Below are 17,558 nucleotides of genomic sequence, written 5' to 3' on the forward strand. Positions count from 1 at the left end.
GGCTATGCTCGGGCCCGTTCGAACGCATGACGACCTGCCGAACGCACGGCGGACGAGCGACGCCGACGGGCAGCGCCGAGCCCTCCGAAAGGGAAACGTGAGAGAGCACGTCATATCCGGACATGGCGACGATCAGTCGGCGACACGTGCGGGGAGCGGCCCGGAGCGACTGATCGCCGGCCGGTATCTGCTCCACGACGTTCTCGGCCGGGGCGGGATGGGCACCGTATGGCGCGCCCACGACCGGTTGCTGGATCGCCCGGTCGCCGCCAAGGAACTGCACATCCTCACCCATGGCGACGAGGAGCACCGCATACGGATGCGACGCGCCGTACGTGAGGCGCGCGCGGTGGCCCGGGTGCCGCATCCGCACGTGGTCGGCGTCCACGACCTCGTCGAGTCCGAGGACCGGCTGTGGATCGTCATGGAACTCGTCGAGGGGCCCTCACTGGCCGACCAGGTGGCCCGTTCCGGCCCGCTCACCCCGCAGCGCGCGGCCGTTCTCGGCCTCCAGCTGCTGGACGCGCTCGAGGCCGTGCACGCGGTCGGCACCCTGCACCGCGACGTCAAACCCGCCAACGTTCTGCTGCGCCGCGACGGCAACGCCGTCCTCACCGACTTCGGCATCGCGGCCCTGGACGACGGGGAGTTCCTGACCAGCACCGGCCAGTTGGTGGGCTCCCTGGAGTTCATGGCGCCCGAGCGGGTGACGGGCTCGCAGACCGGCCCGCCCTCCGACCTGTGGTCCCTCGGCGCGACGCTCGCCACCGTGTGCGGCGGCGAGTCCCCGTTCCGCAGGCCGGGCGGTCCCGCGACGCTGCACGCGGTGGCCTACGACGAACCCGCCCTGCCGGAACGGCTCGGCGCACTGCTGCCGGTCGTCGAGGCGCTGCTGCGCAAGTCCCCGCACGAGCGTCCCTCGGCCGCCGGCGCGCGTGCCGCGCTGCGGCGCGTCGCGGCCGGAGAGGCCGACGCCGGGCCGTTGCCGTCGGCGACCGCGCGCGTGCCGCGGCCTTCCTCGGCGTCGGCCGACGCGGACACCGTGACCGGCGGTCACGGGCGGCTCGTCCCCGCCGGGGATGCCGTGCCGGCGGCGCCGCACACCACATCGCTCGGGACCCCGCCCGCCCGGTCGTCCGGCCCGGCGGGGCGCAAGCGGCTGTGGTGGGTGCTCGCCGGTACGACGGTGCTGGTCACGGGCGTCGGAGGAGGCCTGTTCCTCACCGGGGCGCTGCCGCTCAAGAAGGGGCCGAGGACGACGACCGTCAGTCAGGTCGTGCAGTCGGCGACCGGCTGGCAGCCGGTCGCCGGAGCGGTCGTGCGCCGGGGAGACCAGGTCACCGTGCGGTTCGTCTCGGGACAGTGGACGGCCGACCACCGGAACATGCCCATGACCGGGCCGGCCGGCTACGACGCGGACACCGACAGGCTGCTGGACGGCGCGAAGGACTGCAAGGTCAAGCCCACGGCGCCGTTCGGCGCTCTGCTCGCCGTCCTCGCCGGGGACAGGGACTTCCCCGTGCACGCCGTCGGCAGGGAGCTCACCTTCAAGGCCACCGGGAACGGCACCCTGCAACTGGGCATGAACGACACCGCCGGGTCCTGCTCCGACGACAACCGGGGCACGCTGAACGTGGAGGTGAGCATCACGCACCGGGGCTGACGCCCTGGCCCGGGGCTATCCCGGGATAGTAGCCAAGTAATGTGTTTCGTATGAGCGAGAGCAGGGATTCCGAACGGGCCACGCCCGGGTTTCTGGTGTGGCGCCTCTCCACGAAGTGGCGTGTGGCCGTCGACCGGGCGGTGGCGCCCCTGGGGCTCACCCACGCCCAGTACTCGCTGGTCGCGTCGCTGTACGGCATGCAGCGCGACGGCGAACGCCCGAGCCAGCGCCGGCTCGCCGACCACACCGGTCTGGAGCCGCTCTACGTCTCCAAGCTCGCACGCGCCCTGGAGGCCGCGGAGCTGATCGAGCGCACCCGGGATCCCCGCGATCCCCGGGCGGTCCAACTCGCCCTCACCGAGCGGGGACAGGACGTCACCCGGCGGGCCGTGAAGGTCGTCCAGGGGCTGCTGCAGCAGTTGCTGGAGCCTTTGGGAGGACTGGACAGCGCCCGCACCCGGACGCTCACCGGCGAGCTGACGGCACTGCTCGACGTACCGCTCGACCTTACCCACGCTGTTTCGCCCGCGCTCTCGGCCGGGACGACGGAGAAGACCGGCTGATCCGGCCCCCCGCCGTGGCGCTCCACCGCCCCTTCGGCGCTTCTCCGCACAGGAGACCGGCGCCCACCAGGTGCTGGAATATTCAACCAACCGATCCGGTTGTCGGCGGCGAAGGAGGTCACCAGTGGACACGACCTACGAGACGACGACCGACTCCACCGCTTACTACGCCCACGGAACACCGGCCGAGCGGTGGGAGCGGGCTCAGCTGTTCTTCGGCGCGAAGGAGTACACCGCCGCCGCGCGGGTGCTCGCCGGGCTGGTCGAGGAGGAGCCGGAGCAGACCGGGCCGCGGCTGCTGCTGGCTCGCGCCTACTACCACTCCGCCCAACTGCGCCGCGCCGAGACCGAGTTGCGGGTGATCGTCGAACGTGACCCGGTGGAGCACTACGCGCGGCTGATGCTGGGGCGCACCCTTGAGCGACAGGGGCGGCACGAGGAGGCGGGCCCGCAACTGCGGCTGGCCGCCGCCATGTCCGGGGAGTTCCCGCAGGACTGACCCCCTGCGGCCCCGGTCTCCCGACCGCCCGGACCGGCATGCTGCGCACGGGTCCCGACGGACCGGACGCCGCGGTCCCGCTGCACCGTCGCCCACGGCATGCCGGTGGTCGCCGCCTTCATGGCCCCCGGCCGGTACCACTGCGTCCACGGCCGCCGTCGCGCCCCGACGGGTGGGCAGCGCGGTGCACACGGCTCGGGCGGCGCGCCCGGCCCAGGCGGGCCGGGCGCGCGGGCGACACGGGCGGTGGCGGTCCAGGGGAGCCGGTGAGGCGGCCCCCCTGGACCGCGGGAGTTCAGACCGCCCGCCGGCGGCGGTGCGCGATCTCTCCGAGGACGACGTCCACGGCGACGAAGCCCGCGAGCGGGATGCCCAGCAGCGGGACGAAGTAGCCGACCACGGCGACCGCCGCCATCAGCGGGACGAGGACGTACGGCGGCACCTGGGCCCAGGCGCCGCGCGGAACGGGCCGACCGAAGGAGGAACCGCGACCGCGCCGCCACCACATGAGGTAGCCCAGCACGATCAGCACGATCAGACCGAGCGCGAGGATCATCAGCGCTATCTGGTTGACCAGCCCGAACAGGATGCCGGTGTGCAGGTCGATGCCCCACCGGGTCAGCTTGGCGAGGAGCGGGTGGTCGGCGAAGCGCGAGACGTCGGTGACCTCGCCGGTGGCGGGATCGATCGCCACGGCGTCCTGCTTCTCGGGCCAGCTGCGCTGCACCTGCTTGACCACGTACGCGGAGGACGCGTCCGCGGGCGGGACGATCTCGACCGGGTCGCCCAGACCCTCGGCCCGCGCGGCCGCCAGGATCCTGTCGAGCCCGACGCCGTGCCCGGCGTCGCCGCCGCTGCCCGACGCACTGGCGTGACCGGCGTGGTCGCCACCGCTCGCGGCCGCCGAGACCGACGGGGTGGACTGGCCGAGAGCGGTGCGCAGTTCGTCGATGTTGGCGCCCGCGTAGGTCGACCAGGTCAGGCCGGTCGCGGACAGGAAGAGGAAGCCGACCGCCGCCCACGCGCCGATCGTGCCGTGCAGGCCGAGCGTGCGGCGCCGTCCGCTCGTGCCGCGCACCTTGCGCAGGGCGCGACGGCGGGAGAACCACAGCACGAGGCCCCCGGCCGCGATCACCCACAGCCAGCTCGCGGCGAACTCGCTGTACAGGCGGCCGTTCTCGCCCAGGTGCAGATCGCGGTGGAACTCGTCGATCCAGGTGCGCAGGGGCAGTGCGCCGGTCGAGCCGTACTGCTCCAGCGCGCCGCGCACCTGGCCCGTGTACGGGTCCACGAACACGGCGAGGGTGTGGGTCGCGCCGACTCCCGTGACGCCCGAGAGCATCACCCGGGTCGTGGCGTCGCTCTCCGGCGACGGGCGGACGGCCGAGACCGTGCCCTCGGGGTGGGCCTTGCGGGCCGCGTCCACCTGCGCGGAGATCGGCAGCCTGGTGTCGCCGACCGGCACGGTCATCTCATGGGCGTAGACGAGCTTCTCGGCCTGGAACGCCCCGGCGTACAGGAACCCGGTGACCGCGGCGACCAGCAGGAAGGGGGCGACGAACACGCCGGCGTAGAAGTGCAGGCGCAGCACCAGCGGACGCAACGGGGTCCACGGGCCGCGGGACCTGGGCGCGGGGGCCGTCGGCTGCGGGGCCTCGTCCTCGTCCGATGCGGGTCCATCGGCTCGGGGAGAGCCGAGAGTGGAGGAGGTCGGGGAAGGGGTGGACATCGGCGGGCTTCTCCGGGGTCGAGGGGAGCGTGGGGAACGAAGAGCGCAGGGGGCCGTCGGGCACGGGTCCCGGGGGCGCGCTTCGGCCGTGACGTCCCAGTAGTCGGGGCGGGTCCGACCCGGGTTCCCGCCGCTCCACGTGACCCGCGTCACATGGCGTCGCTCATGGGATGCTGACGGAATGGCAACTCCCCGTCCCCGCGCTCCCCTCGCCGAACGGATCGAGGAACTCCTCGCCCCCGGCGGCCCCTTGCCCATCGTCGCGGCCGGCGACCCGGTCCTGCGGGCCGGCGTCGCACGCTACGACGGCGAGCTCGAACCGGCCCTTCTGGCCCGGTTCGTCGAGGCCCTGCGCATCACCATGCTGGCGGCGCCGGGCGTCGGCCTCGCCGCGCCGCAGGTCGGAGTGGAGCTGCGGATCGCGGTGATCGAGGACCCCGCGCCGGTGCCGGACGAGGTGCGGCTGGCCCGCGGCCGGGTGCCCCAGCCGTTCCGAGTTCTGGTCAACCCGTCGTACACACAGGTCGGTTCGGACCGTGCGGCCTTCTTCGAAGGCTGCCTGAGCGTGCCGGGCTACCAGGCGGTGGTGGCCCGGCACGCGGAGGTCCGGCTGACCGGCGAGGACGAGCGGGGACGGCCGCTGGACGAGGTGTTCACGGGCTGGCCGGCCCGCATCATCCAGCACGAGACGGACCACCTCGACGGCCTGCTCTACCTCGACCGGGCCGAACTCCGCTCACTGTCGTCCAACCAGACGGCGCTGGAACGCTGGGCGCAGCCGACCCCCACCGAGGCGGCGAGCGCCCTGGACTTCCCCCTGCCGTAGGCGGCTTCGGCGTGCGCGGCCGACGCGGGCCGGCCCACCGCGAGCTGTCGCCGCGGAAGGACGGCCCGCCGTGCGTCAGCTGTCCCGGAACGCCTCCAGCAGGCGGAGCCAGACCTCGCTGATCGTCGGGTAGGACGGGACCGCGTGCCAGAGGCGGGCGATCGGGACCTGGCCGACGACGGCGACGGTCGCGGAGTGGACGAGCTCGCCGACGCCGGGACCGACGAAGGTGACGCCGCGCAGGATCTCTCGCTCCAGGTCGACGACCATCCGGGCACGGCCCTTGTAGCCCTCGGCGTACAGGCCCGCGCCGGCCACCGACGACATGTCCACGTCGACGGCGCGCACCCGGTGTCCGGCCGCTTCCGCCTCGGCCAGCGAGAGACCGACGGAGGCCGCCTCCGGGTCGGTGAAGACGACCTGCGGGACGGACTCGTGGTCGGCCGTGGCGGCGTGGGCGCTCCACGGGTCGGCCTGGGCCAGGGAGGTTCCGGCGGCGCGGGCGGCGATGGCGGCGCCCGCGATCCGCGCCTGGTACTTGCCCTGGTGGGTGAGGAGGGCGCGGTGGTTGACGTCGCCGACCGCGTAGAGCCAGTCGGTGCCGTCGACGCGCAGGCTGTCGTCGACGGCGAGCCAGGAGCCGGGCTCCAGGCCGACCGTCTCCAGGCCGATGTCGTCGGTGCGCGGGGCGCGGCCGACGGCGAAGAGGATCTCGTCGGCCTCGATGCGCTCGCCGGAGTCGGTGACCACCACGACGACGCCGTCCGTGCGCGTCACGGACGCCACCGAGGTTCCGGTGCGCACGTCAGCGCCGGCCTCGGTGAGCGCCTCGGCGACCAGTTCGCCCGCGAACGGCTCCATCCGGTCGAGCAGGCCCTTGCCGCGCACGAGGAGGGTGACCTGCGAGCCGAGGGCCTGCCAGGCCGTGGCCATCTCGGTGGCGACGACTCCCCCGCCCACCACGACGAGCCGGCCGGGCGCGGACTGGGCGCTGGTGGCCTCGCGGCTCGTCCAGGGCCGGACCTCGGCGAGGCCGGGCAGGGCGGGCAGGGCGGCGCGGGTGCCGGTGGCGACGACGACCGCGTGCCGGGCCGTGAGCACCCGGTCTCCGACGCTGACCGTGCGCGGACCGGTCAGTCTGCCCTGGCCGCGGTAGAGGTCGGCGCCGATGCTCTTGAGCCAGTCGACCTGACCGTCGTCGGTCCAGTCGCCGGTGTACCAGTTGCGGCGGGCGAGGACCGCCGCGGTGTCCAGGGGGCCCTGCACGGCCTGGCGCAGGCCGGGCAGGCGGCGGGCGTCGGCGCGGGCGATGACCGGGCGCAGCAGGGCCTTGCTGGGCATGCAGGCCCAGTACGAGCACTCGCCGCCGACCAGTTCGCTCTCCACGACCGCGGTGGTGAGACCGGCCGCGCGGGTGCGGTCGGCGACGTTCTCCCCCACGGGTCCGGCCCCGAGCACAACCACGTCGTACAGGTTGGTTTCCGTTTCCGTCATGGGGTCAGTCTGGTGGGTGGTGTGCGGGGTGGCCACACGGGTAGGGGCGCGGAATACACGAGCGGTCGGCCGCGTTGGCGCGGACGGCTTCACCCCATGCCAGGGAGCGCCTGGCAGGAAGCACCGGGAAGAAGGATTCAGGTCATGAGCAGCACCGTGGAGCTCACCAAGGAGAACTTCGACCAGACGGTCACCGAGAACGAGTTCGTCCTGATCGACTTCTGGGCGTCCTGGTGCGGGCCGTGCCGTCAGTTCGCCCCGGTCTACGACAAGGCCGCCGAGGAGAACCCGGACCTGGTGTTCGGCAAGGTGGACACCGAGGCGCAGCCGGAGCTGGCCGCCGCCTTCGGCATCCAGTCGATCCCGACGCTGATGATCGTGCGGGACCGGGTCGCCGTGTTCGCCCAGCCCGGCGCGCTGCCCGAGTCCGCCCTCACGGACGTCATCGGGCAGGCGCGCGAGCTCGACATGGACGAGGTCCGCCGGTCGATCGAGGAGCAGCAGGCCAAGGGCGGGGCCGACGGCTCCCCCGCCGCCCAGGGCGAGTGAGCCCCGGAGCGGCTTCAGAAGGGGTACGGCGCCACGTCGCTGCGCACCGTCGTCCAGCGCACGTCGGTGAAGGCGTCCAGGTTGGAGTCGCCGCCGAAGCGGGCGCCGGTGCCGGAGGCGGCCACCCCGCCGAAGGGTGCGACGGCCTCGTCGTTCACGGTCTGGTCGTTGATGTGAACGATGCCGGTCGGGACGCGCTCGGCCAGGTCGAGGCCGCGGGCGGCGTCGCGGGTGACGATGCCGAGCGCGAGGCCGTAGGAGCTGCGCGCGGCCAGCGCCGCCGCCTCGTCCACGGTGGTGAAGGGGCGCACCGGGGCCACCGGTCCGAAGACCTCCTCCGCGTAGGCGGGGGTGTCGTCGTCGACGCCGGCTAGGACGGTCGGGCGGTAGAAGAGGCTGTCGTGCGTGCCGCCCGCGGCGAGCTTCGCGCCGGCGCCCGTGCTGGCCTCCACCAGGGCGTGCACCTTGGCGAGTTGTCCGTCGTCGATGAGCGGGCCGAGATGCACCTGCGCACGGTGCGGGTCGCCGACGGCGAGGGCGTCGGCCTTGGCCGCGAGCCGCTCGACGTACTCCTCGTAGAGGGAGGCGTGCACCAGGTGGCGGCCGGTGGTCATACAGATCTGGCCCTGGTGGAAGAACGAGCCCCAGGCGGCCGTGGAGATCACGGCGTCGAGATCGGCGTCCTCCAGGACGATCAGGGCGGAGTTGCCGCCGAGTTCCAGGTGGGCGCGCTTGAGGTGGCGTCCGGCGGATTCGCCGACCGCGCGGCCGGCCGCGGTGGAGCCGGTGAAGGAGATCACCGGCACGCGCGGGTCGGCGACCAGGGCCGCGCCGGTCTCGGCGCCGCCCGGCAGGACGTGCAGCAGCCCGTCGGGCAGGCCCGCCTCGGCGAAGATCGCGGCCAGGGACAGTCCGCCGCACACCGCCGTGCGCGGGTCGGGCTTGAGGACGACCGCGTTGCCGAGCGCGAGGGCGGGCGCGACGGAGCGGATCGACAGGATCAGCGGGGCGTTGAACGGGGAGATCACGCCCACCACGCCGACGGGCACGCGCCGGGTGTAGGACAGCCGGGGCGCCTCGCTGGGCAGGACCTGCCCGGCCGGGCGGGAGGCGAGGGCGGCGGCCTCGTAGCACTCCTGGGCGGCGACGTGCAGCTCGAAGTCGGCCTTGCCGGGGATGGAGCCCGACTCGCGGACGATCCACTCGCGCAGTTCCTCGGCGTGCGCGGCGAACAGGTCGCCGGCCTTGCGCAGCACGCCGGCGCGCACGAAGTGCGGGAGGCGGGCCCACTCGGACTGGGCGGCGCGGGCGGCTTCGGCGGCCGGACCGACGTCCGCGCCGCCCGCGAGGACGACCGTGCCCAGCGGGTCGCCGGTGGCGGGCTCGGTGACGGTGTACCGGGGTCCCGACAGGGTGCGGGGCTGCCAGTTCTGGGGGTCGAGCAACGGCATGGGGGCTCTCCGATCGGTGACCCGCGGGACTTGCCGCTCTCACGGGGAGGAGGGGAAGTCCCGTGCAGGTGGCCGCCAGTTCGGCGGCGGCATGGCGGGATGCGGTGATCCGGCGCAGCCGTGTGAGCTGCACCCGATGAGCGAACGCATCCCATCTGGTTGAGCACGCAACATCTTAGTCATGTCATAGGAAAATCGGGTCCCTTGACGCTCGCGTCTTCGGTTCCCACGGTACGCCGCGGCGCCGACCGGCGCTCTCCCCGCCAGGACGGCACCTCCGGCCGCGGCCCGGCCAACTCACCCGACCGGGAGGGGACTTGGCGGACACCGCCGGCCGCAGCCGCGGGGCGGGCCGGGGGCGGGGTTCAGCTGGAGTCGCGGTGGACGACCGTGGCCCCGAACGGCTCGTGCGACTCGGGGGCGGCCGCGGGGTTGCGGACCGCCCGGTCCACCAGCGAGGCGAGGTAACGCCCCGAGGGAAGCGCGATCCGCACGGTGCTGAGCCGCGGCCGCAGCAGCCGTCCCAGCACGAGGTCGTCCGCGCCGATGACGGCGACGTCCTCGGGAACGCGCACGCCCGCCTCCTGCAGGGCGCGCATCAGCAGCATGGCGTACTCGTCGTTGTAGGCGAAGACGGCATCGAGGCCGAGGCCCGTCCAGCGGGCGGCGAGGGCTGCCGCGGACTCCTCGCCGTAGGCGAGGGGCAGTTCGGCCACGGTGGCCTCCGTGCCGGCCAGCGCCTCGCGGGCGCCGTGGAGGCGGGGTGCGGAGAACACCTCCATGCCGCGCTCCTCGGGGACGACCACGCCGATCCGGCGACGGCCGCGCGCGTAGAGGTGGGCGGCGGCGCTGCGGCCGACGTCGGCGTGGTCCAGGCGCAGCGCGTGGGCGCCCTCGACGGGCGCGGGACTGAGGGTCACCACGGCGCGCGCGCCGGAGCGCTTGAGGACGGCGACCCCCTCGGGCCCGATGCCGGGCGTGGGCACCAGCACGGCGACGGGGCGCAGTTCGGCCCAGGCCCGGGCGGCGTCGTCGCCGTGCAGCCCGGTGGCGCCGTACTGGACGACCGTGTAGTCGAGGCGGGTGAGCGCCCCCTGGAAGTCGTGCACGAACCGGCTGTAGAGCGGGCCGGCCGGGATGGGCAGTGTGGGCATCAGGACCACGCGGCTGTGGCCGGCGCGCAGGGTGCGGGCGGCCGCATGGGGCACGTACCCGATGTCCTCGGCCGCCTGACGGACCCGGCGGCGGGTGGGCTCGCTGATGCGTACGGCGTCGGCGTTGTTCAGGACGTAGGAGACGGTCGCGCGCGAGACGCCGGCCAGCCGGGCCACGTCGGCGCTCGTGGGCACGGGGCGCGGGGCCGGCGGCTTCGTCGGCGCGGGCGTGTTCGGTATCTGCACCATGACGTACGGCATCTTGGCAGAAGCCGTGCCGGGGGTTCGGGGCGGGGGACGCCGAAATCCGATGAACCGTCAACGAACATGTTCGTGACGTACTTGTTCGCAACGAACATGTTCGCTACGATGAAGACATGACAGCACGTCCCGACACCCCGCGCAGTCGCCGTGAGCGCCCGGCCAAGCCCGCCCTGACCAGGGAGGGCATCGTGGCCGCCGCCGTCGCGGTGCTGCGCGCCGAAGGTCTGCGCAAGGTCACCATGCGACGTCTGGCCGAGGAGCTGGACACCGGCCCGGCCTCCCTCTACGTGTACGTCCGCAACACCGCGGAGCTGCACGCGGCCGTACTCGACGAGCTCCTGGGCACGGTCGTCCCGGCCCGCGACGAGGGCCCCTGGCGCGAGCGGCTGGAGCAGGCGCTCACCGCGTACACCGCGATGCTGCTGGAGTACCCGGACCTCGCCCGCTCGGCGCTCACCGCCCGGCCCAGCGGCCCGCACTACCTGAACCTGATCGAGACCCTGCTCGCGCTGCTCGAAGAGGGCGGGACGCCCGCCGCGCAGGCCGCGTGGGGCGTGGACCTGCTGCTCCAGCACGCCACCGCGACGGCCGCCGAGCACGCCGACGAGGCCTCCGAGGAGGACTGGGACGCCCTGCGGCACGCGGTGCACGAGGCGTCGGAGCGGACCCACCCGCGCATCGCCGCCCTCGCCGGCCCCCTGCTGTCGGGGCCGCCCGAGGCCCGCCTGTCCTGGGGGATCAGGGCCCTGATCAGCGGCATCGAGCGCACCGCCGTACCCGACCGACCGACGAAGGAGACCTCTCCATGAGCACCGTGACGACCATGAGGCACCACCCCGTAGCGATCGTCGGCGCCGGACTCGGCGGCCTCACCCTCGCCCGGGTGCTGAGCGCACACGGCGTCGAGGCGGCCGTCTTCGACCTGGACGCCTCCCCCGCCGCCCGGACCCAGGGCGGAATGCTGGACATCCACGAGGACACCGGCCAGCGGGCCCTGCGGGCCGCCGGACTGCACGAGGAGTTCCGGGCGCTGGTCCTGCCCGGCGGCGAGGCCGTGCGGGTCCTCGACAAGGACGCCGTGGTCCGTCACGCGGAGGCCGACGACGGAACCGGCGGGCGGCCCGAGGTCGACCGGGGCGCCCTGCGCGACCTGCTGCTCGGCTCGCTGCCCGGGGGAACGGTCCGCTGGGGCGCCAAGGTCACCGGCGCACGCGCCCTGGGCGGCGGACGCCACGAGGTCGCCCTCGCCGACGGCACCGCCTTCACCACCGACCTGCTGGTCGGCGCCGACGGCGCATGGTCGCGGATCCGGCCGCTGCTGTCCGCGGCCCGGCCCGCGTACACGGGCGTGTCGTTCGTCGAGGCGGATCTGCCGGAGGCGGACGCACGTCACCCGGTGAGCGCCGAGGTCGTCGGCGGCGGGCTCCTCTTCGCGCTCGGCCCCGGCAGGGGCTTCCTCGCCCACCGGGAACCCGACGGCAGCCTGCACGTCTACGCCGCGCTCCGGGTCGCCGAGGACTGGGTCGACGGCGTGGACTTCACCGACGTCGAGGCGGCGAAGGCGTACGTGCTGGAGCACTTCACGGGCTGGGACAAGAGCCTGCGGGCGCTGGTCGCCGACGCTCCCGGGCCGCTGACGCCCCGCCTGATCCACGCCCTGCCGGTCGGCCACCGCTGGGAGCGCGTGCCCGGGGTCACCCTGCTCGGCGACGCCGCCCATCTGATGTCACCGTTCGCGGGCGAGGGCGCCAACCTCGCGATGCTGGACGGCGCGGAGCTCGGCCGGGCTCTCGTGGCGCATCCGGGCGAGCGCGAGACCGCGCTGGCCGCCTACGAGGAGGGGCTGTTCCCGCGCAGCGCGGCCGCCGCGGACGCGTCCGCCGCCAACGGCACGGCCCTGTTCGCCGAGGACGCGCCGCAGGCCGTCGTCGACCTGTTCACGGCTCATCCCTGATCCGGCGACGCCGTTGCCGACCCGGCGTCCGCACCGCCCGTCACCCGCTCGACCAGCTCGTTCCAGCCGGCCTCCAGCCGGGCCGGCGGCATCGCGGACTGCCGGGTGAGGTGGTGGACGAGGACGGGGCTGAGGTATCCCATCAGCGCGTGGGCGAGCAGCTCGGCGTCCGCGCCGGGCACGGCCTGGCGCAGCAGCATCATCAGGTGAGCGAGATGGACGCGGCGCGGCGGCACGGAGTACCGGCGCTCGGCTCCGGGCTCGGCCGCCAGTTGCAGGTCGAGCTCGTCGACGGAGCGGCGGAGCATGGCGATGCCGAAGGCCCGCAGTCGCTCCACCGGCGGCGCGCCCGGCCCCAGCGGCGGGGGGCCGCTGAGGAAGGCCGCCTGGAAGTTGCGCTCGGAGTGGTCCAGGAGCGCGTTGAGCAGTCCGGTGCGGTCGCCGAAACGGCGGAAGACCGTGCCCTTGCCGACATTGGCCGCGCTCGCCACCGCGTCCATCGTGACCCCGGCCGCGCCGTGCTCGGCGATCAGCCGGGCGGCGGCGTCCAGAAGCCGGGCCCGGTTGCGGGCCGCGTCGGCGCGCAGGCACGGCTCGTCGTCGAACGGCCCGAGGTGCAGCAGCTCGGACTCGGCGACGGTCTCCTCGGACTCCGGACAGGGGGGCAGAACGGCGGACATGAACTCAGCGTAAAGCACGGGAATGAAAACTGGACCGCGGTCCGTTTGGGATGCTAGAACAATAAGCGGACTTCGGTCCGTATTCATGACGACCATGTTTCAGCCTCTGGGAGTACCCATGTCTGTCCGCATCCTTGCGCTCGTCGGCAGCCTCCGCGCCGGTTCGACCAACCGCCAGCTCGCCGAGGCGGCCGTCAAGGTCGCTCCCGAGGGCGCCGAGGTCGACCTCTTCGAGGGCCTGGCCGAGATTCCGTTCTACAACGAGGACCTCGACGTCGAGGGCAGCGTGCCGGCCGCCGCCGCCAAGCTGCGTGCGTCCGCCCAGGCCGCCGACGCCTTCCTGCTCTTCTCCCCCGAGTACAACGGCACCATCCCGGCCGTGCTGAAGAACGCCATCGACTGGCTGTCCCGCCCCTACGGCGCCGGCGCCTTCGGCGGCAAGCCCGTCGCCGTGGTCGGCACCGCGTTCGGCCAGTTCGGCGGCGTGTGGGCGCAGGACGAGGCCCGCAAGGCCGTGGGCATCGCCGGCGGCAAGGTGATCGAGGACCTCAAGCTCTCCATCCCGGGCTCCCTGACCCGCTTCGCCGAGACCCACCCGGTGGACGACGCCGAGGTCGCCGCGCAGCTGACCGAGGTCGTCGCCCGTCTGCACGGCCACGCGGGCGAGACCGAAGCCGCCTGAGCCCGGTCCCGCACCGCAGGTGACGGACGCCGAACGGGGCCCGGAGATCTCTCCGGGCCCCGTTCGGGCGTTCACACGCGTCCGCCCGCGCGCCGCCGCGGGCCCCGGCCCGGTTCGGCACCCGGCGTCCCGGCGCCGCGGCGCCGCGGCGCCGGGACGCCGGGTGCACGCGGCGGACGCGTCGCACCGGGTGGCGAAACGCCCTCGCCCGACGGCCGGAGGCCGCGCCCGCGGACACTCGGACACCGAGCCGTCGGACGGACGGTCGAAAGTGGTCCAAGCCGCAGACCGCCCGCCGTCCCGTCTGATAGGGCTGGGAGGATGCAGACCCTTTATCGACGACTGCTGGCTCTGATGCCCCGCATCGGCGTCCAGGTGACCGACCTCGGGCCGGGAACGGCGGTGGTCGCCCGCCGTGGCCGTCCGTACCGGGCCACCGGCGCGGGCAGGGACACCTGGGTGCTGCGGCGGACCCGGGACGGCGAACGCCCCGTGGTGGACGACGGCGAGGCCGTGCGACTGGGCGACACCGAAGCCCTCCTCCTCATGCCCGCCCCGGACCGGCGCGACGAGCGCAAACTGCAGCTGGCCGCCGCCGAGTACCTGTGCACCCAGCACGTCACCGCGATGCTGGAGCTGTACGGGGTGAACTGCGTCTTCGACGTCGGAGCCAACACCGGCCAGTACGCCAAGCGGCTGCGCAGGCTCGGCTACACCGGCCGGATCGTGTCCTTCGAACCCACCTCGGAGACGTTCGCCCGGCTGGAGAAGGCCGCCGCGGACGACCCCGCCTGGCAGGTGTTCCAGTGCGGTCTGGGCCGCGAGGAGACGACGGCGCAGATCCACACCGGCTGGAAGACGATGAACTCCCTGCTGTCGGCGAGCGACTACGGCAAGGACCGCTACAGCCGCTTCACCCAGGCCGACACCGAGGAGATCCGCGTCCGCCGGCTGGCGGACGTCATGGACGAGGCACTGGAGGGCCTCGCCGAACCGCGTCCGTTCCTCAAGATGGACACCCAGGGCTACGACCTGGAGGTGTTCGCCGGAGGCGGGGAGCGGACGGCGGAGTTCGTGGGCATGCAGTCCGAGGTCGCGGTGCTCAAACTGTACGAGGGCAGCCCCGGCATGGGCGAGGCCGTCGCGACGTACGAGGCGGCGGGCTTCGGCATCACGGGGATGTACCCGGTGACGCGCGAGGCGACCACGGGACGCGTGATCGAGTTCGACTGCGTGCTGATGCGCGCGGACGCGGCGCCCACGCCGTAGAGCCGGAGGGCGGACGGGCGGCGCCTCGGCCTGCGGCCGTGTCACCCGCCGAATGGCGGGCAGGTTCCGCCGTACGGCGGTGCTCGGGAAGGCGGCCGGCAGACCGAACATGAGCGGCACGAGCCGCCGCGCATCCGCGTTCCGCACGAGGAGTAGCCCATGACGTCCCAGCCGCCGCCCTTCGACCCCGAGCTCGCCGCCGCCCTGGAACTCATCAAAGACATGATCCAGCCGGGGCTGTCCCTGGAGGACGTCGAAGCCGTCCGCCAGGGGCCGGGCATCGAACTGCTCGCCCAGCTCGACCTGACCGTGGGCGGGGCCTTCGAGGTCGAGGACCGCACGATCCCGGGATCAGAGGGCGCCCCCGAGATCTCCCTGCTGATCTGCCGTCCGACCTCGCCGGCCCCGAACCGGCCCCGCCCGGTCGTCTACCACACGCATGGCGGCGGGATGGTCCTCGGCGACAGACGGGTCGGCGTGGACGCGGTCCTCGACTGGGCCCGCGAACTCGACATGGTCGTGGTGTCCGTGGAGTACCGGCTGGCGCCCGAGCACCCGCATCCGGCGCCGGTCGAGGACGTGTACACCGGTCTGCTGTGGACGGCGGAGCACGCCGGGGAACTGGGCGCGGACCCGGAACGGATCGTCATCGCCGGAGCCAGCGCGGGCGGCGGCCTCACCGCCGCGCTTGCCCTGATGCTGCGCGACCGCCGGGGACCGCGGCCGCTCGGCCAGCTGCTGATGTGCCCGATGCTGGACGACCGCAACGACACCTGTTCCAGCCACCAGATGGCAGGAGTCGGCGTCTGGGACCGCACGGCCAACGAGACCGGGTGGACGGCTCTGCTCGGCGAACGCCGCGGCGGCCCGGACGTCTCCCCGTACGCGGCGCCGGCCCGCGCCGAGGACCTGTCCGGGCTGCCCCCGGCCTTCCTCGACGTGGGCTCCGCGGAGACCTTCCGGGACGAGGTCGTCGCGTACGCCTCCCGGATCTGGCAGGCCGGCGGAATCGCCGAACTGCATGTCTGGCCGGGCGGCTTCCACGGGTTCGACGGCTTCGCACCGCAGGTCGCGCTGTCCAGGTCGGCGCGGGCGGCCCACCTGGACTGGCTGCGACGACTGCTCGCCGAGTAGCCCGCCACCCACGGCGCTCCACAGCCCGTCCGGCCGTCCCGCCCCCGACTCCGGCGCACACCGGGGGCACGGGTCACGGGGGGAGACGGACCGACCGCCGGCCCGTCGTACGCCCGCCCGCCCCTGCCCCCGACGGACGGCGGCCGGGCCGAAACGGACCGGGCCGAACGGACGGGTGCGACGGGCCCAGGCGGCGGATCCCGTGCGGCGGGCCTGAGGTGGCGAACCTGGTGCGGCGGCTGCGGCCGCCGGGTGCCCGAGCCGACGCCACCGGGTGATCGCCCTCCGGCACCGGCCGGCCCACGCCCCCGCCCGGCCCGCCGGGCGCAGCCACGACAGGGCCGAATCGGCGGGACGAGCCCGACGAGACGGATCCGGCAGCGCGCCGCCGCCGGATCGGCCGGATCGGCCGGATCGGCGGGGTCAAGGTCTACCGGCGTGATCGCGCTCCGGACCACGGGCGAGCGGGTTCCTCGCCCGCGGGCGTGGGTCGCGAACCTCCGCAGGACGGTTCCGGTGGCGCATCATGGCCGTATGAAAGAGCTGGCCGGACGGCTGACCGCACTGGATCCCGACGCCGGGGCGGCCGTACAGGTCATCGCCTACTTCGACCGGCTGGCCGAGTCGCGGGCCGGGGTGGAGGCGCTGGTGCGCGGGGCCGCGGTGCTGTCCGGGGTGCCCGCGCGACTCGTCGATCCCGACCGGCTGGTGCGCGTCCGGGTGGAGGCGGACGGCACGCGCCGGGACACCGGCCTCCCGCCGGACCCGACGTGGCCGTCCGCGGCCCTGACGCCGGGTGGCGCGCCCGCCCTGTGGCTGGAACGCGCCGACGCACAGCCGAGCGTCGTCGACGCCGTGATCCTGGAGCGGGCGGCCGGCGCGGCACGCCTCGTGCTCGACCGCACCCGTGGACGGGCGCCGCTGGACGATCCCGCGCTGGTCGAGACCCTCGTCGACGCCACCGCGGCCGATCCGGCCCGGCTGCACGCGGCCCGCCGGCTCGGCCTCGACCCCGCCGCCTCCTTCCGCGCCGTGGCCGTGCCCGACGGCCCGCCCCGGGTGCTGCCCGCCGGCCTCCGGCACCCCGTCGCCGTCGGCCGGGCCGGAGTCGGGCCCGCGGCGCCCGTGACGGGCCTGCCCCGCTCCTGGGCCGCCGCCCGCACCGCGCTCAGGTTCGCCGCGGAGGGCACCGCGCAGGACCCCGGTCCGCGGGTCGTGCACGCCGACGAGCTCGGAGGCATCGCCCTGCTGGCCGACCTCGTCGTACCGGGGGCCGAAGCACCGGCGGACGTCCAGGCGGTCGAGGCCGCCGCCGCGGACGCCCCCTGGTCGCTCGCCACCCTCCATGCCGTCGCCGCGACGGCGAGTCTGCGGGCGGCGGCGGCCGAGGCGAACGTCCACCACAGCACGCTCCAGGACCGGCTGGCCCACGCCGAGCATCTGCTGGGATGGCCGGTGCGCACCCCCCAGGGCCGGCTGCGGCTGCACCTCGCGCTGACCATGCGCCGGCTGACGCGCTCGTAGCCGCGCCCCCGGAGCACTCGCGGACCGCAGACTGCCGCCGCGTGTGCGGCGGAGTGGGGGCGATCCGGCGCCGGGCTCCCGCGGGCGCCGGGTGACCGCCCGGCAGGATTCACACCGTCCCTA

The 17,558-nt window shown here is 74.4% G+C and carries 16 protein-coding genes; 11 read left to right on the top strand and 5 right to left on the bottom strand.

The window, feature by feature from the left end; genetic code table 11:
* The first annotated feature begins 97 nt into the window (after nt 1–97).
* The 3 genes from BG482_RS11270 (at nt 98) to BG482_RS11280 (ending at nt 2,725) form a co-directional block, all read left to right on the top strand.
* Nucleotides 98–1,663 carry a serine/threonine-protein kinase gene (locus BG482_RS11270; protein ID WP_176741351.1) on the top strand — a complete coding sequence of 522 codons (1,566 nt, stop codon included), beginning with the start codon at nt 98–100 and terminating at the stop codon, nt 1,661–1,663.
* 50 nt (nt 1,664–1,713) lie between these two features.
* A complete protein-coding gene (locus BG482_RS11275) occupies nt 1,714–2,226 on the top strand; it encodes a MarR family winged helix-turn-helix transcriptional regulator (protein WP_069768824.1) in 513 nt (170 codons plus the stop codon).
* Nucleotides 2,227–2,350: 124 nt separating this feature from the next.
* Complete coding sequence (locus tag BG482_RS11280) at nt 2,351–2,725, top strand: tetratricopeptide repeat protein (protein ID WP_069768825.1); 375 nt, start codon at nt 2,351–2,353, stop codon at nt 2,723–2,725.
* 295 nt (nt 2,726–3,020) lie between these two features.
* Here the strand turns inward: BG482_RS11280 and BG482_RS11285 are convergent, their stop codons facing one another.
* Nucleotides 3,021–4,454, bottom strand: a complete 1,434-nt coding sequence (locus tag BG482_RS11285) for a PepSY domain-containing protein (RefSeq protein ID WP_069768826.1) — start codon at nt 4,452–4,454, stop codon at nt 3,021–3,023.
* A 181-nt stretch (nt 4,455–4,635) separates the two neighbouring features.
* Between BG482_RS11285 and BG482_RS11290 the strand changes: the two genes are divergently transcribed.
* On the top strand, nt 4,636–5,280 hold the full coding sequence (locus tag BG482_RS11290) for a peptide deformylase (protein ID WP_069768827.1): 645 nt from the start codon (nt 4,636–4,638) through the stop codon (nt 5,278–5,280).
* Between the two features lie 75 nt (nt 5,281–5,355).
* On the opposite strand, the gene BG482_RS11295 is transcribed toward BG482_RS11290, so the two are convergent.
* Nucleotides 5,356–6,774, bottom strand: a complete 1,419-nt coding sequence (locus BG482_RS11295; protein WP_069768828.1) for an NAD(P)/FAD-dependent oxidoreductase — start codon at nt 6,772–6,774, stop codon at nt 5,356–5,358.
* 144 nt (nt 6,775–6,918) lie between these two features.
* Between BG482_RS11295 and trxA the strand changes: the two genes are divergently transcribed.
* Entirely contained in the window at nt 6,919–7,323 is a 405-nt protein-coding gene (trxA, locus tag BG482_RS11300) for a thioredoxin (protein ID WP_069768829.1), read from the top strand.
* A gap of 14 nt (nt 7,324–7,337) precedes the next feature.
* On the opposite strand, the gene BG482_RS11305 is transcribed toward trxA, so the two are convergent.
* Together BG482_RS11305 and BG482_RS11310 are read right to left on the bottom strand one after the other, a co-directional pair.
* Nucleotides 7,338–8,774 (bottom strand): aldehyde dehydrogenase family protein, encoded by a 1,437-nt coding sequence (locus BG482_RS11305; RefSeq protein WP_069768830.1) that lies wholly within the window; start codon nt 8,772–8,774, stop codon nt 7,338–7,340.
* A gap of 365 nt (nt 8,775–9,139) precedes the next feature.
* Entirely contained in the window at nt 9,140–10,189 is a 1,050-nt protein-coding gene (locus tag BG482_RS11310; protein WP_069768831.1) for a LacI family DNA-binding transcriptional regulator, read from the bottom strand.
* Between the two features lie 116 nt (nt 10,190–10,305).
* On the opposite strand from BG482_RS11310, the gene BG482_RS11315 reads away from it, so the two are divergent.
* Nucleotides 10,306–11,001, top strand: a complete 696-nt coding sequence (locus BG482_RS11315; RefSeq protein WP_069768832.1) for a TetR/AcrR family transcriptional regulator — start codon at nt 10,306–10,308, stop codon at nt 10,999–11,001.
* Nucleotides 10,998–12,146, top strand: a complete 1,149-nt coding sequence (locus tag BG482_RS11320; RefSeq protein ID WP_176741352.1) for an NAD(P)/FAD-dependent oxidoreductase — start codon at nt 10,998–11,000, stop codon at nt 12,144–12,146. The genes BG482_RS11315 and BG482_RS11320 overlap by 4 nt, the downstream gene beginning before the upstream one ends.
* Here BG482_RS11320 and BG482_RS11325 read toward each other — a convergent pair.
* On the bottom strand, nt 12,137–12,826 hold the full coding sequence (locus BG482_RS11325; protein WP_069768833.1) for a TetR/AcrR family transcriptional regulator: 690 nt from the start codon (nt 12,824–12,826) through the stop codon (nt 12,137–12,139). The two genes, BG482_RS11320 and BG482_RS11325, sit on opposite strands and share 10 nt — an antisense overlap.
* Nucleotides 12,827–12,944: 118 nt before the next feature.
* Between BG482_RS11325 and BG482_RS11330 the strand changes: the two genes are divergently transcribed.
* The 4 genes from BG482_RS11330 (at nt 12,945) to BG482_RS11345 (ending at nt 17,435) form a co-directional block, all read left to right on the top strand.
* Nucleotides 12,945–13,508 (top strand): NAD(P)H-dependent oxidoreductase, encoded by a 564-nt coding sequence (locus BG482_RS11330; protein ID WP_069768834.1) that lies wholly within the window; start codon nt 12,945–12,947, stop codon nt 13,506–13,508.
* Nucleotides 13,509–13,829: 321 nt separating this feature from the next.
* Complete coding sequence (locus tag BG482_RS11335) at nt 13,830–14,777, top strand: FkbM family methyltransferase (RefSeq protein ID WP_069768835.1); 948 nt, start codon at nt 13,830–13,832, stop codon at nt 14,775–14,777.
* Between the two features lie 159 nt (nt 14,778–14,936).
* The gene (locus BG482_RS11340; RefSeq protein ID WP_069768836.1) at nt 14,937–15,911 is read left to right on the top strand and encodes an alpha/beta hydrolase; all 975 of its coding nucleotides are present in this window, start codon (nt 14,937–14,939) and stop codon (nt 15,909–15,911) included.
* Between the two features lie 534 nt (nt 15,912–16,445).
* Nucleotides 16,446–17,435 (top strand): helix-turn-helix domain-containing protein, encoded by a 990-nt coding sequence (locus BG482_RS11345; protein WP_069768837.1) that lies wholly within the window; start codon nt 16,446–16,448, stop codon nt 17,433–17,435.
* Nucleotides 17,436–17,558 lie beyond the last annotated feature (123 nt).

It is taken from the genome of Streptomyces sp. LUP30 (assembly GCF_001746365.1).
In the GTDB taxonomy this organism is placed as follows: Bacteria; Actinomycetota; Actinomycetes; order Streptomycetales; family Streptomycetaceae; genus Streptomyces.

What these genes read in the sequence shown, in the direction of transcription:
- BG482_RS11340 (WP_069768836.1), top strand. Translation starts at nt 14,937, where the DNA reads ATGACGTCCCAGCCGCCGCCCTTCGACCCCGAGCTCGCCGCCGCCCTG.
- BG482_RS11330 (WP_069768834.1), top strand. Translation starts at nt 12,945, where the DNA reads ATGTCTGTCCGCATCCTTGCGCTCGTCGGCAGCCTCCGCGCCGGTTCG.
- BG482_RS11320 (WP_176741352.1), top strand. Translation starts at nt 10,998, where the DNA reads ATGAGCACCGTGACGACCATGAGGCACCACCCCGTAGCGATCGTCGGC.
- BG482_RS11325 (WP_069768833.1), bottom strand. Translation starts at nt 12,826, where the DNA reads ATGTCCGCCGTTCTGCCCCCCTGTCCGGAGTCCGAGGAGACCGTCGCC.
- BG482_RS11315 (WP_069768832.1), top strand. Translation starts at nt 10,306, where the DNA reads ATGACAGCACGTCCCGACACCCCGCGCAGTCGCCGTGAGCGCCCGGCC.
- BG482_RS11305 (WP_069768830.1), bottom strand. Translation starts at nt 8,774, where the DNA reads ATGCCGTTGCTCGACCCCCAGAACTGGCAGCCCCGCACCCTGTCGGGA.
- BG482_RS11275 (WP_069768824.1), top strand. Translation starts at nt 1,714, where the DNA reads ATGAGCGAGAGCAGGGATTCCGAACGGGCCACGCCCGGGTTTCTGGTG.
- BG482_RS11290 (WP_069768827.1), top strand. Translation starts at nt 4,636, where the DNA reads ATGGCAACTCCCCGTCCCCGCGCTCCCCTCGCCGAACGGATCGAGGAA.
- BG482_RS11295 (WP_069768828.1), bottom strand. Translation starts at nt 6,774, where the DNA reads ATGACGGAAACGGAAACCAACCTGTACGACGTGGTTGTGCTCGGGGCC.
- trxA (WP_069768829.1), top strand. Translation starts at nt 6,919, where the DNA reads ATGAGCAGCACCGTGGAGCTCACCAAGGAGAACTTCGACCAGACGGTC.
- BG482_RS11310 (WP_069768831.1), bottom strand. Translation starts at nt 10,189, where the DNA reads ATGCCGTACGTCATGGTGCAGATACCGAACACGCCCGCGCCGACGAAG.
- BG482_RS11285 (WP_069768826.1), bottom strand. Translation starts at nt 4,454, where the DNA reads ATGTCCACCCCTTCCCCGACCTCCTCCACTCTCGGCTCTCCCCGAGCC.
- BG482_RS11335 (WP_069768835.1), top strand. Translation starts at nt 13,830, where the DNA reads ATGCAGACCCTTTATCGACGACTGCTGGCTCTGATGCCCCGCATCGGC.
- BG482_RS11345 (WP_069768837.1), top strand. Translation starts at nt 16,446, where the DNA reads ATGAAAGAGCTGGCCGGACGGCTGACCGCACTGGATCCCGACGCCGGG.